This window comes from Pseudolactococcus raffinolactis NBRC 100932, from assembly GCF_001591765.1.
GTDB classification, from domain to species: domain Bacteria; phylum Bacillota; class Bacilli; order Lactobacillales; family Streptococcaceae; genus Pseudolactococcus; species Pseudolactococcus raffinolactis.
Window position 1 is genome coordinate 17,002 of sequence record NZ_BCVN01000001.1, and the last position, 22,529, is coordinate 39,530.

22 protein-coding genes are annotated in these 22,529 nt (G+C 33.9%); all 22 read left to right on the top strand.

The window, feature by feature from the left end:
• Positions 1-170 precede the first annotated feature (170 nt).
• Positions 171-1,043 carry a glucose-1-phosphate thymidylyltransferase RfbA gene (gene rfbA, locus LRA01S_RS00095; protein ID WP_061773621.1) on the top strand — a complete coding sequence of 291 codons (873 nt, stop codon included), beginning with the start codon at positions 171-173 and terminating at the stop codon, positions 1,041-1,043.
• Positions 1,044-1,046: 3 nt separating this feature from the next.
• Entirely contained in the window at positions 1,047-1,640 is a 594-nt protein-coding gene (locus LRA01S_RS00100; RefSeq protein ID WP_061773622.1) for a dTDP-4-dehydrorhamnose 3,5-epimerase family protein, read from the top strand.
• A gap of 116 nt (positions 1,641-1,756) precedes the next feature.
• On the top strand, positions 1,757-2,806 hold the full coding sequence (rfbB, locus tag LRA01S_RS00105; protein WP_061773623.1) for a dTDP-glucose 4,6-dehydratase: 1,050 nt from the start codon (positions 1,757-1,759) through the stop codon (positions 2,804-2,806).
• Positions 2,803-3,657, top strand: coding sequence for a dTDP-4-dehydrorhamnose reductase (gene rfbD, locus LRA01S_RS00110; RefSeq protein ID WP_061773624.1), 855 nt, complete (start codon positions 2,803-2,805; stop codon positions 3,655-3,657). The genes rfbB and rfbD overlap by 4 nt, the downstream gene beginning before the upstream one ends.
• 288 nt (positions 3,658-3,945) lie before the next feature.
• The gene (cps2T, locus tag LRA01S_RS00115; RefSeq protein WP_061773625.1) at positions 3,946-5,088 is read left to right on the top strand and encodes a beta 1-4 rhamnosyltransferase Cps2T; all 1,143 of its coding nucleotides are present in this window, start codon (positions 3,946-3,948) and stop codon (positions 5,086-5,088) included.
• Positions 5,078-6,013, top strand: coding sequence for a glycosyltransferase family 2 protein (locus LRA01S_RS00120; protein WP_061773626.1), 936 nt, complete (start codon positions 5,078-5,080; stop codon positions 6,011-6,013). Before cps2T ends, LRA01S_RS00120 begins: the two co-directional genes overlap by 11 nt.
• On the top strand, positions 6,010-6,798 hold the full coding sequence (locus LRA01S_RS00125) for an ABC transporter permease (RefSeq protein WP_061773627.1): 789 nt from the start codon (positions 6,010-6,012) through the stop codon (positions 6,796-6,798). The genes LRA01S_RS00120 and LRA01S_RS00125 overlap by 4 nt, the downstream gene beginning before the upstream one ends.
• On the top strand, positions 6,799-8,001 hold the full coding sequence (locus LRA01S_RS00130) for an ABC transporter ATP-binding protein (RefSeq protein WP_061773628.1): 1,203 nt from the start codon (positions 6,799-6,801) through the stop codon (positions 7,999-8,001). It abuts the gene before it with no gap.
• 1 nt (position 8,002) lies between these two features.
• Positions 8,003-8,971, top strand: coding sequence for a glycosyltransferase family 2 protein (locus LRA01S_RS00135; protein WP_061773629.1), 969 nt, complete (start codon positions 8,003-8,005; stop codon positions 8,969-8,971).
• Entirely contained in the window at positions 8,971-10,665 is a 1,695-nt protein-coding gene (locus LRA01S_RS00140) for a rhamnan synthesis F family protein (protein WP_061773795.1), read from the top strand. The genes LRA01S_RS00135 and LRA01S_RS00140 overlap by 1 nt, the downstream gene beginning before the upstream one ends.
• Before the next feature lie 59 nt (positions 10,666-10,724).
• Positions 10,725-12,110, top strand: coding sequence for a DUF2142 domain-containing protein (locus LRA01S_RS00145; RefSeq protein WP_061773630.1), 1,386 nt, complete (start codon positions 10,725-10,727; stop codon positions 12,108-12,110).
• 40 nt (positions 12,111-12,150) lie between these two features.
• Positions 12,151-12,936 carry a glycosyltransferase family 2 protein gene (locus LRA01S_RS00150; protein ID WP_061773631.1) on the top strand — a complete coding sequence of 262 codons (786 nt, stop codon included), beginning with the start codon at positions 12,151-12,153 and terminating at the stop codon, positions 12,934-12,936.
• 12 nt (positions 12,937-12,948) lie between these two features.
• Positions 12,949-13,899: an NAD-dependent epimerase/dehydratase family protein gene (locus LRA01S_RS00155; RefSeq protein ID WP_061773632.1), complete on the top strand. Its 951-nt coding sequence runs from the start codon at positions 12,949-12,951 to the stop codon at positions 13,897-13,899.
• Between the two features lie 131 nt (positions 13,900-14,030).
• Positions 14,031-14,756 (top strand): glycosyltransferase family 2 protein, encoded by a 726-nt coding sequence (locus tag LRA01S_RS00160; protein WP_061773633.1) that lies wholly within the window; start codon positions 14,031-14,033, stop codon positions 14,754-14,756.
• Between the two features lie 2 nt (positions 14,757-14,758).
• Positions 14,759-15,127: a DUF2304 domain-containing protein gene (locus LRA01S_RS00165; protein WP_061773634.1), complete on the top strand. Its 369-nt coding sequence runs from the start codon at positions 14,759-14,761 to the stop codon at positions 15,125-15,127.
• 33 nt (positions 15,128-15,160) lie between these two features.
• Entirely contained in the window at positions 15,161-16,114 is a 954-nt protein-coding gene (locus LRA01S_RS00170; RefSeq protein WP_082785326.1) for a glycosyltransferase family 2 protein, read from the top strand.
• Positions 16,111-17,085, top strand: a complete 975-nt coding sequence (locus LRA01S_RS00175) for a glycosyltransferase family 2 protein (protein ID WP_061773636.1) — start codon at positions 16,111-16,113, stop codon at positions 17,083-17,085. Before LRA01S_RS00170 ends, LRA01S_RS00175 begins: the two co-directional genes overlap by 4 nt.
• Positions 17,086-17,119: 34 nt before the next feature.
• Complete coding sequence (locus LRA01S_RS00180; RefSeq protein ID WP_163604802.1) at positions 17,120-18,193, top strand: glycosyltransferase; 1,074 nt, start codon at positions 17,120-17,122, stop codon at positions 18,191-18,193.
• Between the two features lies 1 nt (position 18,194).
• Entirely contained in the window at positions 18,195-19,181 is a 987-nt protein-coding gene (locus tag LRA01S_RS00185; protein WP_061773638.1) for an alpha-1,2-fucosyltransferase, read from the top strand.
• Between the two features lie 10 nt (positions 19,182-19,191).
• Positions 19,192-20,196, top strand: a complete 1,005-nt coding sequence (locus LRA01S_RS00190) for an NAD-dependent epimerase (RefSeq protein ID WP_061773639.1) — start codon at positions 19,192-19,194, stop codon at positions 20,194-20,196.
• Positions 20,183-21,592, top strand: a complete 1,410-nt coding sequence (locus tag LRA01S_RS00195) for a lipopolysaccharide biosynthesis protein (protein WP_061773640.1) — start codon at positions 20,183-20,185, stop codon at positions 21,590-21,592. The genes LRA01S_RS00190 and LRA01S_RS00195 overlap by 14 nt, the downstream gene beginning before the upstream one ends.
• Complete coding sequence (locus tag LRA01S_RS00200; RefSeq protein ID WP_061773641.1) at positions 21,592-22,512, top strand: WaaS/CpsH family glycosyltransferase; 921 nt, start codon at positions 21,592-21,594, stop codon at positions 22,510-22,512. Before LRA01S_RS00195 ends, LRA01S_RS00200 begins: the two co-directional genes overlap by 1 nt.
• Positions 22,513-22,529 lie beyond the last annotated feature (17 nt).

Genomic DNA, 22,529 nt, shown 5'->3' on the forward strand with positions numbered 1-22,529 from the left:
ATGAGGAATTGGCACATCTAATGTTAATTATGATATAATTATAGGGAATGAAATTCAAGCGCAAATGTAATATGACGTGAGAGGGGCAATCGCCCATCGTAGCGGCTGAGAAAATAAAGAACATTTATGTTTGAGCTTAAAGTTAAAGAGAAAAAGAAAAGAGGCTTTTCATGACAAAAGGTATTATTTTAGCAGGTGGTTCAGGAACGCGTTTGTATCCTTTGACGCGTGCAGCAAGTAAACAATTGATGCCCATCTATGACAAACCGATGATTTATTACCCACTTTCAACGTTAATGCTTGCGGGCATCAAAGAAATCTTGATTATTTCGACACCACAAGATTTGCCACGGTTTGAAGAACTGCTAGGTGACGGTAGCGAGTTTGGTATTTCTTTGAGCTATGCCGTACAACCTAGTCCTGATGGTTTGGCGCAAGCCTTCATTATTGGTGCTGACTTTATTGGCGATGACAATGTTGCCTTGATCCTTGGCGATAATATCTACTATGGACCAGGTATGTCAAAAATGTTAGCCCGTGCTGCCGCCAAAGAAAAAGGCGCAACAGTCTTTGGCTACCAAGTGAAGGACCCAGAACGTTTTGGTGTCGTTGAATTTGACGAGAATATGCGTGCTATTTCTGTAGAAGAAAAACCTGAAAATCCCAAATCAAACTACGCTATTACAGGTCTCTATTTCTACGACAATGATGTTGTAGAAATTGCTAAAAATATTCAACCATCACCTCGTGGTGAACTTGAAATCACAGATGTGAATGATGCCTACCTCAAACGTGGCGATTTGGATGTTGAAATCATGGGCCGTGGTTTTGCTTGGTTGGATACTGGGACACATGAGTCACTTCTTGAAGCGGCGCAATACATCGAAACTGTACAACGTATGCAAAATGTTCAAGTAGCTAATCTGGAAGAGATTGCTTATCGCATGGGTTACATCACACGTGAGCAAGTAATTGAATTGGCACAACCATTGAAGAAAAATGAATACGGTCAATATTTATTACGACTTGTGGAGGCTGACTAATCCATGACTGAAAACTTTTTTGAAAAAACATTAGTGGCGAGAGAAATTGCTGAAATTCCGGGCATGCTAGAATTTGATATTCCTGTTCACGGCGATAATCGTGGTTGGTTTAAAGAAAATTTCCAAAAAGAAAAAATGTTACCACTCGGTTTTCCAAACAGTTTTTTCTCTGAAGATAAACTGCAAAATAATGTATCTTTTTCGCGTAAAAATGTTTTACGCGGTTTACACGCTGAGCCTTGGGATAAGTACATTTCGGTTGCGGACAATGGTCGTGTACTTGGCGCATGGGTTGATTTACGCGAAGGCGAAAGCTTTGGTAACGTCTATCAAACAGAAATTGATGCCAGCAAAGGTATCTTCGTTCCGCGTGGTGTTGCCAATGGTTTCCAAGTTTTGAGTGATGTTGTGGCCTATAGCTATCTTGTGAACGACTACTGGGCACTTGAACTCAAACCTAAGTATGCCTTTGTCAACTATGCTGATCCAACGCTTGGCATCAAATGGGAAGACGTTACCAATGCTGAAGTGAGTGATGCAGATAAAAATCATCCCTTGCTTAAAGATGTAACGGCTTTGACTGCTGATTTGCTGTAAGCATTTCTCGAAAAGACAAAGTGATAAAGAAAAATAAGTTACTATGAGCGTGTTGGCCGCAGTTGTCAACTTTTGTAGAGAAAGTTAGCTCCAAGTTCAAATAAGGAAGTAAAAAAATGACTGAATTAAAAAAAATAATCGTAACAGGTGGCGCGGGTTTTATTGGCTCGAACTTTGTACACTATGTGTATAATAACCACCCTGAAATTGAAAAAATTATCGTTTTAGACAAATTGACTTATGCTGGCAACAAAGCCAACATTGCTGAGATTCTTGGTGATCGTGTTGAGCTTGTCGTTGGGGACATTGCGGATGCTGATTTGGTTGATAAATTGGCAGGCCAAGTCGATGCTATCGTCCACTATGCAGCTGAGTCACATAATGACAACTCACTCAAATCTCAAGACGAGTTCATCCACACCAACTTTATCGGGACTTATACGTTAATTCAAGCGGCACGTAAATATGATTTGCGTTTCCACCATGTCTCAACGGATGAAGTCTATGGCGATTTGCCTTACCGTGAAGATTTACCAGGTCATGGCGAAGGTGAGGGGGAGAAGTTTACAGACCGTACGCCTTACAACCCTAGCTCACCTTACTCTTCGACAAAAGCAGCGAGTGACTTAATCGTTCGCGCCTGGGTCCGCTCATTTGGTCTTAAAGCAACGATCTCTAACTGTTCAAACAACTATGGTCCATACCAACATATCGAGAAATTTATCCCGCGTCAAATTACCAATATTTTAGCGGGTATCCGTCCAAAACTTTATGGAGATGGTAAAAATGTCCGTGACTGGATCCACACAGAAGATCATTCTTCAGGTGTTTGGACAATTCTTACTAAAGGTGTGATCGGTGAAACTTACCTAATCGGTGCTGATGGCGAGAAAAACAACAAAGAAGTCTTGGAAGAAATCTTGACTGAAATGGGTCAAGAAGCGACAGCTTATGACCGCGTGACAGACCGTGCAGGACATGACTTGCGCTATGCGATCGACAATACGAAACTTCGCACAGAGCTTGGTTGGGCGCCTAAGCATACTGACTTTGAATCTGGTTTAAAAGATACGATTAAATGGTACACAGACAATAAAGACTGGTGGGAAGCTGAAAAAGCAGCGGTCGAAGCCAACTATGCTAAATCACAAGAGGTATTAAAATGATTTTAATTACTGGGGCAAATGGTCAACTGGGTACTGAGTTACGTTATTTATTAGATGAACGTGATGTGGACTATGTCGCAACGGATGTGGCGCAGCTTGATATTACAAATACTGAGCAGGTAAACAAAGTTTTCGCAGAAGTCAAACCGACATTGGTCTATCATTGTGCCGCGTATACAGCTGTTGACAAGGCAGAAGACGAAGGCAAAGAGCTTGACTATGCGATTAATGTCACAGGGACAGAAAATATCGCTAAGGCAGCAGCAGCGCATGATGCAACGCTTGTTTATATCTCAACTGACTATGTTTTTGACGGTCAAAAACCAGTTGGTGAAGAGTGGGAAGTGGACGATGTGCCAGACCCGCAAACAGAGTATGGTCGCACAAAACGTCTTGGTGAAGAGCTTGTTGAAAAATATGCTAAAAAATTCTATATCATTCGGACAGCTTGGGTATTTGGTAATTATGGCGCGAATTTCGTCTTTACCATGCAAAAATTAGCTGAATCACATGACAGCTTGACTGTTGTCAATGACCAACACGGACGTCCAACATGGACACGGACTTTGGCTGAGTTCATGGCGCATTTAACGGATAACCGTAAGGATTTTGGTTACTATCATTTGTCAAATGACGCGACAGAAGATGTGACTTGGTATGATTTTGCTGTTGAAATCTTAAAAGATACTGACGTGTCAGTTAAGCCAGTAGATTCAAGTCAATTTCCAGCTAAAGCAAAACGGCCGTTGAACTCAACTATGAGTTTGACGAAAGCTAAAGCAACAGGTTTTGTCATTCCGACTTGGCAAGATGCTTTGAAAGAATTCTACCATCAGGAAAAACCTGAATAATTAAAAACTGTCATTCATAAGGAGTGACATTTTTTTGATGTATTGGACTATAAAATCCTTTCTTTAACTTTGAGAGGGAGTAACAAGGTTTTTCGTCGATTATTTAAAATAGACAGATTACTAACGAAAAAATACATGTTTCTGGAAAACAAGTATAAATCCGTCATAAAAGTGTCAATTCCATACAAAAAAACGACGAGTTGTCATGCTTGTAATCTCCTAGTAAAATGACAAGCATAGTCATTTGTGGTATAATAATGAAGAATATCGTGAGAAATTAGGTGAAAAATGCAACACGTGTTTATAATTGGGTCGCGCGGCTTGCCGGCTCAGTATGGTGGCTTTGAAACATTTGTTGATGAATTGGTGAGTCATCAACAATCAGATCAAATTAAATATCATGTTGCGAATCTTTCAAAAGGTGCAAGTGGTAAACATTCTGATTATAAGACTGCGGATGTTTTTGATATTAAGGCTAGACATTTTGGTCCAGCAAATGTCATTTTTTATGATCGAGATGCAATAAACTATGCGTTAAGCTATATTAAAGAAAATAAGATTATGAACCCAATATTCTATGTTTTAGGGAATACTTTGGGTGCTTTTATAGGGCATTATGCCAAGAAGATTCACAAGATTGGCGGGAAGTTACTGGTAAATCCAGATGGTCTTGAATGGAAACGAAGCAAGTGGGTCAAGCCGATTCAGATGTATCTCAAATTTTCTGAGCAGAAGATGGCTAAGATAGCTGATTTGATTATTTCGGATAATCAGGGGATTGAGGATTATTTGAAGGCCGAGTATGGTGATGTGACATCAACGGTGATTGCTTATGGGACGAATCCTGCCGCGCGTGATATGGTGATAGATATGACGTGGTTTGATGCGCAAGAAGTCAAACTAAAAGACTATTATTTGGTAGTTGGACGTTTTGTACCGGAAAACAATTACGAGGCAATCATTCAAAATTTCATGGCGTCTGATACGACACGTGATTTGGTGATTATTACCAATCATCAAGGTAATCCTTACTTTGATAAGCTACGTGAAATCACTGGTTTTGAGCAAGATAAGCGCGTCAAATTCGTCGGGACGGTTTACGATAAAGAGACACTAACTGCGATTCGACAGCAGGCGTTTGCCTATATCCATGGTCATGCGGTCGGTGGAACAAATCCAGGTTTACTTGAGGCAATGGGTGCAACGGATTTGAATTTGGTATATGATGTAAGCTTTAATCGAAATGTGGCTTTGGACTCAGCCTTATTTTGGCAATTGGATAATTTGACGGCGTTAATAGCTCAAGCTGAAAAACTTGAGACGTTGGAAATTACTCGGTTAGCAGAACAGGCGCGTGCGATTATTGCTGAAAAATATACTTGGGAACGGATTGTAGCACAGTATGAGAGGTTATTTTTGAATGAAAGTTAATATTGTTCTCTCGACTTACAACGGGGCTAAATTCCTTGCTGAGCAGATTGAGAGTATTCAAAAACAGACCTTTACAGACTGGCAGTTGCTGATACGCGATGATGGCTCATCAGATGAGACGCCACAAATCATTGAGCAATTTGCGACAACAGATAAGCGCATCAAGTTTATCAACGCAGATAATCGAGAAAATTTTGGAGTTATCAAAAATTTTTTCACGCTTGTTAAGTTTGAACTGGCTGATTATTATTTTTTCAGTGACCAGGACGATGTTTGGTTGCCAAACAAAATGGCAACGATGTTAGATGAGGCGCAAAAGCATGATCAAGCTAACCCCTTAATGGTTTACATGGATCTATCAGTCGTGGATCAAAATTTAGTTGTAACGCAGCCGTCAATGATTCAGAGTCAAAGTCATCATGCTAATACGACTTTACGACCAGAGTTAACTGAAAACACAGTAACCGGTGGAGTATCGATGATCAACCAAGCTTTGGCGAGCAGATGGCACAGTACAGAGCAAATTATCATGCATGACTGGTACTTGGCATTACTTGCGACAGCAACAGGAGAACTCGTCTATATTGATCAGCCGGGAGAGCTTTATCGGCAACATGAGAATAATGTTTTGGGTGCAAGGACACTTAGAAAACGACTTCAAAAGTGGTTGAATCCGATGCAAGCTGTTTATAAATATTGGGATTTGATTATCAATAGCCAAAATCAGGCGAGACTTTTATTAAATCAGCTAGATTTATCTGATGACAAGAGAGAATTAATTGAAAAATACGCTGGTCTCTTGGATCAAACCTTTAGCAACCGCATTAAAATGATTAAAAAGTATCACTTTAAGAAAAATAAAGCATTTCACACAGCCGTTTTTTGGACGCTGATTGTGACGAAGATGGGGTATAGAAAAAAATGAATTCGAAAAACTGGATTTTATTAAAAGAATTGGTTAAGACCGATTTTAAATTGCGTTATCAGGGGAGCATGATGGGCCATTTATGGTCAATTTTAAAACCATTGATGCTGTTTAGTGTTATGTATGTCGTATTTATCCAATTCTTAGGTTTTGGACGTGATATGCCGCATTTTGCTGTGGCGCTTTTGCTCGGTATGGTCATCTGGAATTTCTTTGCGGAGACAACTTCAATGGGCTTAACATCTATTGTCGGACGTGGAGATTTGCTTCGCAAGCTAAGTTTTCCAAAAGAAATTATTGTCTTATCCGTAGCAGTTAGTGCTTTTATCAATTTTTTGATTAACTTACTCGTTGTGTTGTTTTTCTGTATATTAAACCATGTGGAAGTATCTAAATATGCGGTAATTGCTCCTTTGTACATCATCCCTTTATTTGCTTTTTCACTAGGTATTGCCTTTATTTTAGCAACAATGTTTGTCTACTTTAGAGATATCGCACCAGTTTGGGAAGTTGTGATGCAGGCTGGTATGTATGCGACACCGATTATTTATTCACTTTCGATGATTAATAATCAAACGGTAAAAGCAATTATGATGTTGAATCCTTTGGCAACCATTATCCAAGATTTGAGACATCTTCTTATCTATTCAGGCAACCAAACAGTAGGCGATTTTATTAATACTAAATGGATTATTGCAATTCCATATGTATTGCCATTTGTTGTCTTATTTGTTGGTTACATTATTTTTAAAAAACATGCGGATAGATTTGCGGAGATTATTTAAATGACTAAGAATATAGAAGAAAAAGAAGTTGCTGTTTCAATAAAAAATGTTAGTAAATCATTTAGGTTACCAACTGAAAGCTCAAATAGCTTACGAACAACGCTTGTCAATCGAATGAAAGGTATCAAAGGCTATAAAGAGCAAAAAGTTTTAAAAGACATTTCTTTTGATGTTGAAAAAGGAGACTTTTTTGGTATTGTTGGTCGAAATGGCTCAGGAAAATCAACTTTGCTCAAAATTATTTCTCAAATTTATGTGCCAGAAAAAGGTCATGTTGATGTAAATGGCAAATTAGTCTCGTTTATTGAACTTGGTGTTGGCTTTAATCCTGAATTAACTGGGCGTGAGAATGTTTATTTAAATGGTGCGATGCTTGGATTTTCTGAGAGCGAAGTTGATGACATGTATCAAGAAATTGTTGACTTTGCTGAACTTCATCAGTTCATGAATCAAAAATTAAAAAACTATTCTTCAGGCATGCAAGTTCGATTGGCCTTTTCAGTTGCAATTCAGGCTAAGTCAGATATTTTGGTTTTAGATGAAATCTTGGCGGTAGGGGATGAAGCTTTTCAAAGAAAATCTCAAGAATTTTTTGATGAAATTCGCCAAGATAAAGATAAAACCGTTATCCTGGTCACACATGACATGAATGCTGTTCAGCGCTATTGTAATAAAGTAGTATATATCAAGGATGGTTATCTAGATCATGCGGAGACCATACAAGATGTAACCACACATTATTCAGAAGATAACCTTGCAGTCAACCGTGATAAATCTGGTAGCTCAGATAAAAATAAAGCTGTTGAACTTAGTATGATTCCTAAAAGTCCACTTGTTCTAGATAAACCAAGCCAAAATTTTGAATTTGATGTAGTCTATAAAATTAACGATGAGAGCATCAAACAAGAGCCTAATTTATATCTCGCATATGCGCTCCATGATGTTGGTAGAGGCGGTATTATCTTCGATAGTGGTTCAATCAATGTGAAGGGTCAAAATGTCTTACATGCCAGCATTCCAATGGCGAATTTTCACAACACAAACTTCAGATTGACAGTAAGTTTGAGAAAAGATCCTAAAATTAAAAATGAAGAGCATTTTGATACAGAACCTGTTGCCTATACAAGTGGGGATGACGATATTTACTTTAAATATTTTAATGTAGAGGACAAATATACCTACGGTCTATTAAAGGAATTGTAAGATGAAACCACTTATTTCTGTTATTATCACGAATTACAATTATGGTCAATATATTGAAAAAGCAATTCAGAGTGTATCTGATCAGACATATGCCAATATTGAGTTATTGATTTATGATGATGGTTCCAATGATCATTCAGTTGAATTGATTGAAAAAATATTGCCTTCGGTTACAGTATCAAAGGTAAAATTTATACAACAAGAAAATCAAGGTATCGTTAAAACAAGAAATAGAGCCTTAAAAGAGTTAACAGGTGACTATTATATCTTTCTTGATGCGGATGATTATTTTGATTCTGATTTTGTTGATAGTTTATATCAAATTGCCGCTGAGACAGGCGTTGATGTTGTCTATCCCAATTGGCATGTCATCGAGTTAGATACAGGTAAAGATTATCACACTGATTTTCCTGAGTTCTCTCTTGAGGGATTACAAAGACAGCAGGTGCATATTACTCCTGAATCCCTAGTTAAAACAGCTGCAGTTGAAAATGTTGAATTTCAATCAGAATTTATTGCCGAAGATTGGCAATTTTTCTTACATTTAGCGTTTTTGGGTAAAACCTTTAAACTTGCTAAAACGAGCTATATTAATTATCAAGTTAAGGCAAACAGTCGGACATCCAGAAATAGCTACACAGAGGATACCTTTGCATTTGAAGCGATATTGGATGAATTCAGAGAAGAATTTACAACTCAAGTGATCGAGCAAGGTTATATCGCTCAAAAGAGAACGGCTGAACTTGAGGTAGACAGAGCCGCAATTCAGGAGCGACTCCGTATTTCTGAAGAGAACCTCAGCTTGTTAAGTCAAAGTAATACGTATTTGACGGAAGAAGTGGCACAACTAGAGCAACAGAAAAACGATTTGATGGCTGTAATCACTCAAAAAGAAACGCATATTCAAAATTTAGAACAGTCGAAACTTGGCAGATTACAGAGGTTTTTCAGAAGAGGATTAAGAAAATGATGCGTCGAATATTATTTTATGTTCATTTTAATAAATATAATCAATTGAGTGAACATGTGGTTTTTCAACTCAATGAAATGAAACCCATATTTGAAAAAATAGTACTAGTTTCAAATAGTTTATTATCTCAAGAGGACTTGGCAAGGCTTCCTCATGATATATTTATTCAACGAGAAAATTCTGGCTTTGATTTTGCGGCATGGGCAGATGGTATCGAGACTATCGGAATGGCTGAATTAGCACAGTATGATTCAGCAACTTTTATGAATGATACATGTTTTGGTCCATTATACGATATGATGCCATACTATGAAAACTATGAGGACGAAGCTATTGATTTTTGGGGCATTACGAATCACCGTAAGAGCAAAGAAGTCGCAGAGCATATCCAGAGTTATTTCGTAGTTTATCATCAGAAAATCCTTCGATCTAAAACGTTTCAATCTTTTTGGGAAAATGTTGAGGTATTGGATGATGTTCAAGAAGTAATTGATAATTATGAGACATCATTGACATCCGAACTGGTTAAGGTAGGGTACCAATATAAAACGATTTTAGAGACAATTGATCGTTCAACAAGTGGTATGCTACATCCGGATTTTTCTTATTGGAATCCATCAGTGATTGTTCAAGAAAAAGTGCCCTTTTTAAAAATAAAAGCTGTCCAGGCTTTTAAAGATATGACACCACTTGTTTTGAATGAACTTTCTAGACAGAGTAACTACCCTGTCAAACAAATCTATTCTCACATGTCTCGTTACGTCGAGCGACCAGACGAGAAATATCTGCTAGCAAATAGCTATCTAAACTTGACAGAAGTGACGGCACAATTTGAACAGCCAGTTGCAATTCATCTACATGCCTTTTATACAGATATATTGCCTGAATTTTTTGAGCAGTTTATTACTTATCAATTTCATTTTGACTTGTTTATTACGACAGATGTATTTGAAAAAAAAGCTGAAATTGATCAAAAGTTATCTGAGTTTAAATTAAAAGCTCAAATTTTTGTCACGGGTAATGTTGGGCGTGATGTACTGCCTATGTTGAAACTGAAAGATAAATTGGCAAATTATGGAGTTATAGGTCATTTCCATACTAAAAAATCAAAAGAAGCTGATTTTTTAGTGGGTGAATCATGGCGTAAGGATTTGATTGAGATGTTAGTGAAACCAGCAAATCAAATCGTATCGCAGTTTTCAAATCAAAAATTAGGACTGGTTATTGCAGATATACCGACGTTCTTCAGATATAATGAGATTGTTAATGCTGTTAATGAAGCAAAAATCGCACCTCACATGAATGATTTATGGCAACGTATGTCTTTAACTAAGGCAATTGATTTCACGCAAATGGAGACTTTTGTGATGAGTTATGGAACATTTGGTTGGTTTAGATATGATGCCCTCCACCAATTATTTGATTTGAACTTAACTGAGGCTGATATTCCTAAAGAACCCTTACCGCAAAATAGTATTTTACATGCTATTGAACGGGCATTGATTTATATTTCATGGAATAATTTTTATGATTTTAAAATATCACAAAATCAGACTATTTTAACGCCATTTATTGATGTCAAAACGATGAATCATAACCAAAATGGCCCAATTAACTGGGATGCACTTGGTGGTAGAAGGGCATTGAAATATTTGATCAAAAAATCTTTGATAAAAACTAGAATTATTAAATAACTCTAGTTTCAATTTATGAATATGACAAGAAAAGTTTAACTATATAAGGGAGAGTTTTTATGGAAGTTTCAAATGTTTTAGAAAATAATCGTATTGAGATTGAAAAGATTTTTCTAATATTAGCTAGCATTTTTGGTGTGATCACTATGTTTGTTCAGCCATTATTATCAGCCCCAGATGAAGGTGTACATTTTAAGAACGCTTACGCTGTGTTTCATGATGATGCTCAGAAGAGAAATTTTAACAGTTTTAGTGATTTAGAAGATGTTGATAGTTATCGTGATGGTTCCTTTGTTGATAAATATATTGTAAGCAAAAGAGATTATAAAGATAATCCACTAAGCTTTAATCTGAATTATAAAAAAATTCAATATCTACCCCAAGCTCTAGGGGTGCTGATTGGCGAGAGAGTTTATCCCAGTTTAGGTGTAGTTATGATTTTTGGCAGACTGTTTAATCTAATTTTTTATATTGCTGCTATGTATTTTGCAATCAAAAAAGCTAAATTTGCCCAATGGTTTATGGCAATTATCGCATTATTTCCGATAAGTATTCAGCAAGCTGCTTCGGTGTCTTATGATGCATTTTTCTTTGTTGCTATTTTTATAACTTTTTCGTTAATAACTAATTTATTGACAAGAAGAGAACCTTTGACATTGAAATGGTATGGCTATATATTATCTTCGATCATTTTACTTTTCTTAGCCAAGACATCAGCACTAGTAATGGGATTATATTTTATAACGCTACCAATGGCATTGTTTGGACATAATCACTTGACTGTGATAATTGAAAAATTTTGGAGTTTTTGTGATAAATACAAAAAAACAGTAATGGTTTTATGTACCTTACTATTTATCCTCTTTTTGAAATATGAATTTTCGAATCAAGGTGGCTTGTTAAAGGGGGTTCAGATCCTGTTTAACACTTTTGCAAGATCAGATTTTGCTACTGATTTAGACTCTACAATGACAACAGGTATCATTGGTAGTTTTGGTTATTTGAAATATCGTTTACCTGAATGGGTCATCATTATTGATTTTATATTTCTTTTCCTTATCGGAATAAGCGAAAAACATATTGAGTTGAAAAAAAGAACAGTCGTTGCGAGCAGTTTAATTTATTTCTTGAATATTGTATTAGTGAGTTTAACTATGTATTTTGCATGGACAATTGGATTCTTGAAATATTATGATTCCTTGGTAGTTATGGGAAATCAAGGGAGATATTATACTCCTTTCTTAGTATGTTTGGCTCCAATTTGTATCTTTTTACAAAAATATATTAAAGTAGAGATAACAGAAGTTACTAAGAAAAAAATGTATCTTGGATTTTCTATTTTTAATTTAATGTTCTTCGTATTATTGACAATTTTATTTAACTATACAAAAGATGGAGGTTATAATTTCATGTTACAAATTGGAGAATGGTTGAGAGGTATTTAGATAATATTGAAAAAATGTTTTAAATTGAAAGTGAGTAGAGATGTTGCAACATACTTTTGTGATATGCGCTTATGGGCAATCGCCATTTTTAGAAGACTGTATCAAGTCTTGTGTCAATCAAAATTCTGTTAAAGCTAGGCAATCCAAAGTAATCCTATATACTAGTACCCCCAATGAAGATATAAAGTTACTGTGTCAAGAGTATGATATAGAGATGTATAGCAAGACAGGTGGCGGGATTGGGCGTGACTGGAATAATGCTTTATCATTTGTGGTAACTAAATATGCAACGATTGCACATCAAGATGATATCTATCTTCCTGATTATGGTATGGCAATTTTATCCGATTTCAAAAAATCTGAAAATGTGAATCTTGTGTTTACAGATTATAGTGAAAATGATGCACAAAATCAAATTCGGTTACGAAATTTGAATTTAAAAATTAAAACGGTGGGTTTAAAAATCATGTCTCTTTTTCAGAATAAAATCTATCAAAGACGTGTATATGCTTTTGGAAATTTTATTTGTTGTCCAGCTGTTTCCTATAATTTGGAACGCTTGGTAGATTTTCAATTTGACGAAAATTTGAAAATGGTTTTGGACTGGGATGCTTGGGAGCGTATTATGAAACGTCCAGGTAAAGTTAAATTTATCCCACAAGAGCTAATGTACCATCGGATTCATGAAGATTCAGAGACAACGGCTAATACTGTGGATAAAAATCGAGAGAATGAAGAGTTGATGATGTATAGGAGATATTGGCCTAGTTTTATATCAAATTTATTGATGAGATTTTATGTCAAGAATCAAAAAGGGAATTCATGAGGTAACCATAGTATGGAAAGTGTTTTGATAACAGGTGGTTCAGGATTTATAGGTTCAAATCTAGCCAATCATTTGTCTAAGTCAATGAAAGTAACTATAATAGATGATTTATCTATGGGCAGAATAGAAAATCTTCAAATTAACGAAAATGTAAAATTTATAGAAGGGAATATTTGTGATTATTCTAAACTAGAAGAATTACTCTCCACATACTCGTTTGATTATATCTTTCATTTAGCCGCAATTGCTAGTGTTGCTGATTCTGTAGAGCATCCTTTAGAAACTAATAGAGTCAATTTTGAAGCAACAATCCATTTATTAGAGCTAGTTAAAAATTATCAACCTAATTTAAAACGATTAGTATTCTCATCTTCTGCTAGTGTATATGGTAATGAGCCTACGATTCCAAAAACTGAGTTATCTCAAATACTTCCACAGACCCCCTATGCAGTGGATAAGTTTGCAAGTGAATGCTATTTGATTAATGCTTATAAACTTTATAATATTCCAACCGCTGTAGCGCGATTTTTTAATGTTTACGGTGTTAACCAAAATCCCAATTCACCGTATTCAGGTGTCATCTCTATTTTACTAGATAAGTATCAAGCTATTTTACAAGAAAAATCAGCTAAATTTACTCTATTTGGAGATGGAAACCAATCAAGAGATTTTATTTATATTGATGATGTTGTTCAAGGCTTACTTTTGCTTGCTCAATCAAATTCAGCTGTGGGAAATATATTTAACTTCGGAACGGGAAATATGACAACACTCAATGAATTAATTGGTATTTTGGATACGATTTTCCAAAAGAATTTACCAGTAGAAAGAGTAGCAGCGCGTAAAGGTGACATTGAGAAATCTTTAGCTGATAATAAAAAACTAAGATCACTAGGTTTTACTCCTAATTATACTCTTAATGAAGGGTTATCAGTTTATGTAAACTCTCTAGATGGATTATAATAATAACAATCTATCAAAAGTCCATACTATAAGGTTGTAAACGCTTTTTATATTTTGTGATACAATGGAGTAAGAATAGATTAGAAATTTTAAAAATAGTAATGTAACAATAAGAAAGGTTTAGATGAATAATGGGGCAGTCAAAAATCTTACTAATTATTCCCGCTTATAATGAGTCGGAAAGTATTTTAAAAGTGCTAGACAAAGTGACTAATTACCAAAAAAAAAGCAACTATTCCTTAGATTATCTTGTAATAAATGATGGATCATCGGATAATGAGGAGGAAATTCTACTGAAACACCGGATTAAGCATGTTGAACTAGTTCAAAATCTTGGTATTGGTGGTGCAGTTCAAACGGGTTATCTATATGCTTTGGAGAATAATTATGATATTGCAGTTCAATTTGATGGAGATGGCCAGCATGATATAGAGTCTTTACCAAACTTGGTAATACCCATACTTAACGGTGAAGTGGATTTTACAGTTGGCTCACGGTTTATTTCGGATAGCACCTCTAAATTTAAGTCCTCAAGTGCTAGGCAAATAGGAATAAAAATTTTATCTGTGCTAATAAGATGGACATCAAGAATCAATATTCATGATGTGACGAGTGGATATAGGGCAGCAAATCTAAAAGTTATTAAACAGTTTGCTAAAAGATATCCAAGTAAATATCCTGAACCAGAAAGTTATATGCATTTATTTGCTAACAATATTCGTGTAAAAGAAGTAGGTGTTAATATGCATGAGCGTGTTACAGGAGCTTCAAGTATTAATTTGAGAAAAGCTATTGGATACATGGTTGATGTTTCGTTATCAATATTAATTGCAGCTTTTATTGAAAAGGAGAAATAGTTATGCCGTTACAATTGCGAATTTTGGCGATGATTCTTGGTTTTAGTTTTTTTACACTGACAGTCCATTTGGTTAGAAAAGATCGAGCTGAAGTACGCCATATGCGTAAATGGTTGCTTTTAGCAACAATTATTTTATTAGGTGCTCTTTTCCCTGATTTAGGAACAGGGATTGCCCATTTTTTAGGGATTGTTAATTTGACTTCTTTAGTTTTATTTGGTTTGACAGGTGTATTGTTATTTTTCTCTTTAAAAGCCCAGATTTCTTTGATTAATATTGAAAAACAAAATAAAATTTTGACACAAGAATTGTCTTTGTTAAAACAAAAAGTGAGAGAAGCAGAAAATGACTCTGCTGATTTAAGTCAGTAAAAAGCAGTTATTATAGAGAAGTAAGGTAGGAAAATGAACGATTTAATTTCTATAATTATTCCAGTATATAATGTTGAAAAATATATACATGAATGCTTGGAATCGGTAGTGAATCAAACTTATCAAAAAATTGAAATAATTGTTGTAAACGATGGTAGTTTGGACAAATCAGCGAATATTGCTCAAACTTATGCGGAAGAAGATGATAGGGTGATCGTTTATCATAAAAAAAATGGAGGATTAAGTTCTGCTAGAAATTTTGGTATTGAAAAATCAAAAGGTGAGTATTTGCATTTTGTAGATTCGGATGATGTGATTAGTCCTTATATGATTGAAAACCTATATGAAGCCTGTCAAAAATTTAATTCTAAATTATCAATGAGTCAGTATACAAAAGAGTTTACTCAACTAACTAAAACTAAAGAAATTAGTACTGAATTTATTCAAGGAACATTGAAAAATATTGTTACTAAAATAAGACAACCAAACTATTTATATGTTTCAGCAATAGGAAAACTTTACCACTATTCAATTTTCAATGAATTGAGATTTCCTGAGGGTGTTATTTATGAAGATGGGGCTATTTTTTTACAAGTTATAGATAATGCTGAAAGTATAGTGTTAGTTTCAAATGTTAATTACTATTATCGAACCAATTTGTCAAGTACTACAACTAGCAAAATTTCTAGAAATAATTTAGATATTTTCACGACTAATCAAATCAAAATAGATTTTGTTAAAGATAAACATCCAGAACTATTGGGCTTTGTGTATTCAGATGCGGCCAAAGGGATAGATTTTGTAGCTATGAATGCTGTTTTTGAAAATTCTGAGTATAAAAGCGAAATTGTTAATAAAGCAGTAGCATTTTATCAACATTCGGGAAATTATATTTTATTAAAAAAAATTGTTTTCTCCAATAAATGGCTATATCAAGCCTATTTAAAACTACTTTATAAAGTTTATAAGTTGGTAATTAAAAGATGAGTAATCAAGAAACAAAAGTTACGGTCATTCTTCCTGTTTATAATGGTGAAAAATATTTATCTCGTGCTATCAGTAGTATATTAGAGCAATCAATTGGGATAGAGGCTATCAATATTTACATTATAAATGATGGGTCAACGGATGATAGTGAAGCTATTATTAAGCAATTTCATAAAAAATTTCCAGATCAAATTAACTATATCGTACAAGCTAATCAAGGTGTTGCATTTTCTCGTAATTTAGGAATAGAACAGTGTCAGACAAAGTGGCTGACTTTCATTGATCAAGATGATTTTTTTGAAAGTGATTACTTAGAAGTATTGGTAACAGAAGCAGAAAAAAAAGATGCGGATGTTTTGATTAGTGGGTATCGACGTGTCAATATAACCAATAAAGTCTTATATCAAACACGTTTGAGCAAAGGTGAAGGTGCAAAATTTTCAAATGTGGCATTATGGGCTAAACTTCATAAGACCAGTTTTTTGAAAAGGTATAATATTAGAGTATTTGATAATACAGTTGGAGAAGATATTGCTTTTAGTTTTGAAGAAATATTTCAGTCTGAAAAAATTTATTGTTCAGAATATGTCGGGTATAATTGGTTTGATAACTCAAAGTCAGTTTCAAATACGATTCAAAAAAATATAGTAGACATATTACCAGCAATCATTAAGCTGTTTAATTACTGTACGGCTTTAAAGCGTAGCTATTCAAAAACTGAAGAATATTTTATTATCTTGCGAATTATCGGTTACTTGCATCTAACAATGAAATCAAGTAAGAGAAATGAGTTTATCAATGCTTGGCAAGAGTTGAATGAGGTTATTTCCGAAAGATTTCCCAAGTGGTATAATAATAAACGAATTTATTTTGGAGTAAAAGGTATCACTTTTAGGCTATATGCGTCAATGTTAGCTTTTATTTTATTATGTCGATTTAAGTTATTGAAATACATTATCCAAAAGAGTTAAAGGCTAGAAGTTTGTGGGGGATATGGAGCAAACAATGAAAAAACGAATTTTATTTATGACAGAGTCTCTAGGGATAGGTGGTGCACAAAAAATCATAGTTTTTGTAGCTAATCAAGCTATTCAAGCAGGATATGATGTCACGCTAATGGCAATGCAACCTGATACCAACATATTTAAAATTGATTCTAATATCAAAGTTATTACACCATCAATCTTAACTGATAATAAAAAAATAGCGATTTTTGAAAAGGTTCGTTTTTTTAGAAAAATTTTAAGTTCCACAAAATTTGATTGTATTATTAATTTCCCGATTTCTCAAACTTCATTTTTGGCTTTATTAGGAAATAAAATACCCTTATTAACGAGTGAGCGTGGTGCACCATCAATGTATCCTTTTATAGGAAAGATGGTTATGAAATATATGTTTTCAAAATCAAAATTGGTAGGCTTCCAAACATCAATGGCTCAAGATTATTATACCCAACTTAGTAAATCTAAAACTTTTGTAATTCCAAACCCTGTTTTTTTTGATCAGAGTGGACAAGATAAAATTTTTAAACGTCAAGATGTTATTTCAGTTGGTAGATTTGATCCAGTGAAAAAATTTGATAATTTGATTCAAAGTTTTATCGAGTTACATGATGATTTTCCAGACGAACGATTAGTGATTTATGGAGATGGTCCCCAGCGTGATTTGCTTGAAAAAATGATTGCCGATGCTAATGCTCAAAACTACATTAAGTTGCCAGGGAAAATAAAAATTACGCCAGATTTTTACAATCAGGCTAAAATTTTTGTGTTATCATCTCAATATGAAGGTATACCTAATACTTTGTTAGAAGCATTATCTACAGGAACACCTGTTGTTGCGACTGATTGTGAGCCAGGTGGTGCTAGATTCTTAACTAAGAATGGAACTGTTGGTGGACCGGTTGTCCCATTTAATGATGTTCAGGCTTTGAGAAATAGTTTGTATCACTCATTGCATCATTATGATGAAGCATTAAAAATAGGAGAGCTCGGAAAATACGTGAATCAAGAGTTTGCTCCAGATATTATTGCTAAAAAGTGGTTGGATGAAATTGAAAGGTTCGTAGAGGGAGCTTAACATGGCAGATATTTATTTACATATTAAAGGTCGTGCAGGTAATCAACTGTCTCAGTATGCTTTTGCGAGACTTTTAAAGGACAAACTCAATTTTGAATCGATATATATCATTTTCAATTCACTAAAGCAAGAAAATGAAAAAAAGTCTTCTTCTGATTCTTTTTTATTTCAAGATGATTTACGACTATTTAATACAGATTATCTGGTTTCTAATAAGAATATTTTACCTTTAAAAACTAAGATATTTTGGTTTGTTAGACGTTTGATTGATTTGATTTGTGTGAAGTTATTCAAAGTACAGGGTTTTTTTAAATTACCACAAGTCGAAAAACATACTTGGCGTTTCTTTCTTAGATTAGGTATTATTTCAATTTATAATATTGAAAATATAACTCATTTTATAGCAGAATTACCACAAATGAGTTTTAAAAACAATGTGATTGTTGAGGGGTTATTCGAAGATTATCGTTTGAATGATTTGATTAGAGATATTTTGTTAAAAGAATACGTTTCCAAAGCGCCTATGTTGTCTAAGAATAATCAGATTTACGAAAATGCCCGGAAAGAAAGCAGTATCTGTGTCTCAATACGTCGAGGAGATTTCTTAAATGAGCGTTTTAAAAGTCGCCATTTTGTGACAGATGAAGACTACTATTTGAAGGCCATTTCAGAAATAAAGGCACGAGTTGAAAAACCGGTGTTCTTAATATTTAGCGATGATATTGATTATGCAAAAGGTTTTTTTGAAAATCAAGATAGTATTCTTTTTGAAGATGGAACAGATGATATTGCTGAAAAGATCAGAATGATGAGTATGTGCCAACACTTTATCATAAGTAATTCAACATTTTCTTATTGGGCGATGTATTTAGGTCAAGCTCAAAATAAAATTGTAATCGCGCCAAGCATTTGGAAAAGACCAACAAAAGGCTATGGTGTTTATTCAAATTTATTAAAACCGGAATTCAGCTTAATCCAGGTAGATTAGAGGTATACAGATGAAAGTATTAATTACAGGCGTTGCAGGATTTATAGGTGCCAGATTGGCGACATTATTGCCAGAGACTCATGATATAGTAGGGATTGATAATTTGAACGACTACTATGATGTGACTTTAAAGCAAGAGCGTTTGCGGCTATTAGGGAAAAAAATCAAATTTGTTCAAATGGATTTGTGTGAAAAGCAAACTTTAGAGGAGTTGTTTAAACAAGAATCTTTTGATATTGTGATAAATTTAGCAGCTCAAGCAGGGGTGCGCTATTCTATTGAAAACCCAGATGCTTATATCCAATCAAATGTTGTTGGTTTTTTAAACATACTTGAGGCTTGTCGTAAGTATCCTGTAAAACATTTATTATTTGCCTCAAGTTCATCAGTTTATGGAGGTAATAAAAAAATTCCATTTTCAACTGAGGATAATGTTGACCATCCAGTTTCATTGTATGCTGCAACTAAAAAGTCAAATGAATTAATGGCTCATGCTTATGCTAATTTATACCAAATTCCAGTAACTGGGTTACGTTTCTTTACAGTCTATGGACCAATGGGACGTCCGGATATGGCCTATTATGGCTTTACTGATAAAATTGTTCGTGGGGAAGCGATTCAAGTATTTAACCATGGTAAGATGATGCGTGATTTCACCTATATTGATGACATTTGTGATGGCATTATCCGTTTGTTAAATCATATACCTAAAGGTCAGATTGATTATCAGGTATCAGATTCTTGGGCACCTTATAAGATTTATAATATTGGTAATAATAACCCAGTGCAACTTGGGAAATTTATTGAAATTATCGAAAAACATTTGGGGATTGAGGCTAAGAAAGAATATTTACCGATGCAAGATGGCGATGTTGTTCAAACATTTGCGGATATTTCTGATTTATCAAAAGAAACTGGCTACCAACCAACAACTGATTTAGATGAAGGTATTAAAAAATTTGTAGAATGGTATAAAGCCTATTATGCGATAGGGGAAAATATTGGGAAAAAATAAAGAACATTCAATAGTTAAAAAGACAGCGATATATGCAGTTGGTACCTTATCAAGTAATTTATTAAAGGTACTAATATTACCTATCTACGCAGGGTATATTTTACCTACGGATTTAGGACGTTTTGATTATCAAAACACAATTGCTTCTTTTCTGGCTCCCATTATGTTTTTGGCAGTATGGGAAGGTATTTTAAGATTCGGTTTAAATGAAAATAATCGAGAAAAATTAACTTCACTTATTTCAACAACAGTATTTTTTGGGCTTGGAGCGACTATATTTTGGGCGATTATTTTACCGTTTCCTTATTTGAGAATCTTTAATACTTTACCATATGTCCACTTATTCATTATTTCATTACTTTTGCAACCGATTTTAAGCACTTTACAAATTGCTGTGCGAGGGATTAAGGAGAGTAAGAATTATGTTATAAGCGGTATTATCTCAACGTTTGTCAATGTTGGCTTGTTAATTTTCTTAGTTGTTTTCTTACGATTAGGATTACTTGGTTTGCTATTAAGCTTTTTAATTGGTAATCTGGTTAATGTTTTATATCTTTTATTTGGTTCCAGCCTATTAAAATATATTTCGTTTAAAGCAATCGATAAAAATCTATTAAAAAAATTATTGAAATTCTCATGGCCTTTGATTTTTAATCTTGTATTTGTTTGGTTTCTCGGCGGCTATGTCATGTTTTATTTAGGTAGTTTTGTAGGTTCTGATGAAACAGGTTTTTTCTCATTTGCTAATAAATTTGCAAGCATTGTTGCTATGTTTGGATCAGTTTTAGGTATGGCAACGATAGAAGATACCATTATTACGAGTGAAAATGATAATTTTATTGAATCATTTGCGAAAAAAAATACTGAAATGTTTAAGATGTTTTTGAATGTTGGTATACTTCTATTGCCTGTAATTGGTATGTACTATTTCACACTTGGTAATTCTGCTTATCAAAATACGCTGATAATTGTGCCATTCTTATTAATGGCTTCGATTTTTCAGGCAATGGCGACAAATGTTGGTAATATTATGATTGTTCATCAAAAGACCAAGGCGATTGCAGTTGCTAGTTTATTGGTTGGTATATTTAATGCAATCTTCTGTTTTGTAGGGTACCACTTTCTAGGTTTAACAGGTGTTTGTATTGCATATCTATTTGCGAGCTTTTTGTTATTTTTGTTCCGATATAAGATGGGACAGAAAATTCAAAATTATAATTTAAAATGGCGTTTTATTGTAGTTCTAGCTGTGATATTCATTATGTTAGGTTTATTAATACAATTTGAAAATGTTATTATCAATTCTATTTTAGTGTTAGTGACCGCTGTTTTTGAGATATTTATTTATCGACATATTATATTAAAAATACTCAATCGTATTATTGGGAGAGCTTAATGGGTAAGGAAAAACAAAATTTTCCTAGTTTTAAAAAAATTTTATGGTTAACAGTTCCAGCATTTTCATATGTTTCTGAAAATGCTGAGAGCTCGTTGATTGATGTTCGTTACGTGTATAAGCAATGTTTTGATATTAATCTCAAAATCAAAACAATTATTTTTATTTTGTTTAGTTATATAAAAATAGATTGGCTTTTTTGGGGAAGTTGGAAAAATGAAATTGATATGTATGATGCAATTATCGTCAGAGATGGTATGCCTACTTACATTGTAAATTCAATTCATAAGAGATGGCCGGACAAAAAAATAATTGTTTATTTTGGTAATATTATTAGGGATTCATCACAAAAACAATATTTAGAGTTTGCTAAAGGGATAACTAAGTATATATTTACATTTGATTATGGAGATAGTCAACACTATTTAATCGAATATGCTAGAATGCCGTTTACATATGAAGTTACTCGTTCTAAAAATCAAAATGAATCTGTTTATTTTTTTGGGCGTGACAAAGGTCGTAAAACACAAATTAATGAAATAAAAAATGTACTTGAGCAACAAGGTATTTCAGTAGATTTTACGATTGTTGAAAACGAATCACAATTCCAAACTTATCAGGAAATTTTTGATAGAACTAGTCAATCTAAAGCTATTTTAGAAATAACAGAAATTCGTCAAAATTCATTTTCACTTAGGGTACTAGAAGCATTATTTTTGCAGAAAAAAATAATTACTAACAATTTAGAAATAAAAAATACAAATTTTTATATGCCTAACAATATTTTTATTATAGGGTTTGATGATGTTAATTTAATTAAAGAATGGTATAATATGCCATATCAGAAAATACCAGATGAGATTATGTACCAATATTCTCTTGATTGTTTTGGAGGTAAAATTCTTAAAACGTTGCATTAAAAGTGTATTTTATCTAT

Excerpts from the sequence above, each read along its gene's own strand:
- LRA01S_RS00130 (WP_061773628.1), top strand. The coding sequence starts at position 6,799 with ATGACTAAGAATATAGAAGAAAAAGAAGTTGCTGTTTCAATAAAAAAT.
- LRA01S_RS00100 (WP_061773622.1), top strand. The coding sequence starts at position 1,047 with ATGACTGAAAACTTTTTTGAAAAAACATTAGTGGCGAGAGAAATTGCT.
- LRA01S_RS00120 (WP_061773626.1), top strand. The coding sequence starts at position 5,078 with ATGAAAGTTAATATTGTTCTCTCGACTTACAACGGGGCTAAATTCCTT.
- LRA01S_RS00185 (WP_061773638.1), top strand. The coding sequence starts at position 18,195 with ATGGCAGATATTTATTTACATATTAAAGGTCGTGCAGGTAATCAACTG.
- rfbB (WP_061773623.1), top strand. The coding sequence starts at position 1,757 with ATGACTGAATTAAAAAAAATAATCGTAACAGGTGGCGCGGGTTTTATT.
- LRA01S_RS00150 (WP_061773631.1), top strand. The coding sequence starts at position 12,151 with ATGTTGCAACATACTTTTGTGATATGCGCTTATGGGCAATCGCCATTT.
- cps2T (WP_061773625.1), top strand. The coding sequence starts at position 3,946 with ATGCAACACGTGTTTATAATTGGGTCGCGCGGCTTGCCGGCTCAGTAT.
- LRA01S_RS00160 (WP_061773633.1), top strand. The coding sequence starts at position 14,031 with ATGGGGCAGTCAAAAATCTTACTAATTATTCCCGCTTATAATGAGTCG.
- LRA01S_RS00125 (WP_061773627.1), top strand. The coding sequence starts at position 6,010 with ATGAATTCGAAAAACTGGATTTTATTAAAAGAATTGGTTAAGACCGAT.
- LRA01S_RS00180 (WP_163604802.1), top strand. The coding sequence starts at position 17,120 with ATGAAAAAACGAATTTTATTTATGACAGAGTCTCTAGGGATAGGTGGT.
- LRA01S_RS00155 (WP_061773632.1), top strand. The coding sequence starts at position 12,949 with ATGGAAAGTGTTTTGATAACAGGTGGTTCAGGATTTATAGGTTCAAAT.
- LRA01S_RS00170 (WP_082785326.1), top strand. The coding sequence starts at position 15,161 with ATGAACGATTTAATTTCTATAATTATTCCAGTATATAATGTTGAAAAA.
- rfbA (WP_061773621.1), top strand. The coding sequence starts at position 171 with ATGACAAAAGGTATTATTTTAGCAGGTGGTTCAGGAACGCGTTTGTAT.
- LRA01S_RS00145 (WP_061773630.1), top strand. The coding sequence starts at position 10,725 with ATGGAAGTTTCAAATGTTTTAGAAAATAATCGTATTGAGATTGAAAAG.
- LRA01S_RS00140 (WP_061773795.1), top strand. The coding sequence starts at position 8,971 with ATGCGTCGAATATTATTTTATGTTCATTTTAATAAATATAATCAATTG.
- LRA01S_RS00175 (WP_061773636.1), top strand. The coding sequence starts at position 16,111 with ATGAGTAATCAAGAAACAAAAGTTACGGTCATTCTTCCTGTTTATAAT.
- LRA01S_RS00190 (WP_061773639.1), top strand. The coding sequence starts at position 19,192 with ATGAAAGTATTAATTACAGGCGTTGCAGGATTTATAGGTGCCAGATTG.
- rfbD (WP_061773624.1), top strand. The coding sequence starts at position 2,803 with ATGATTTTAATTACTGGGGCAAATGGTCAACTGGGTACTGAGTTACGT.
- LRA01S_RS00200 (WP_061773641.1), top strand. The coding sequence starts at position 21,592 with ATGGGTAAGGAAAAACAAAATTTTCCTAGTTTTAAAAAAATTTTATGG.
- LRA01S_RS00165 (WP_061773634.1), top strand. The coding sequence starts at position 14,759 with ATGCCGTTACAATTGCGAATTTTGGCGATGATTCTTGGTTTTAGTTTT.
- LRA01S_RS00135 (WP_061773629.1), top strand. The coding sequence starts at position 8,003 with ATGAAACCACTTATTTCTGTTATTATCACGAATTACAATTATGGTCAA.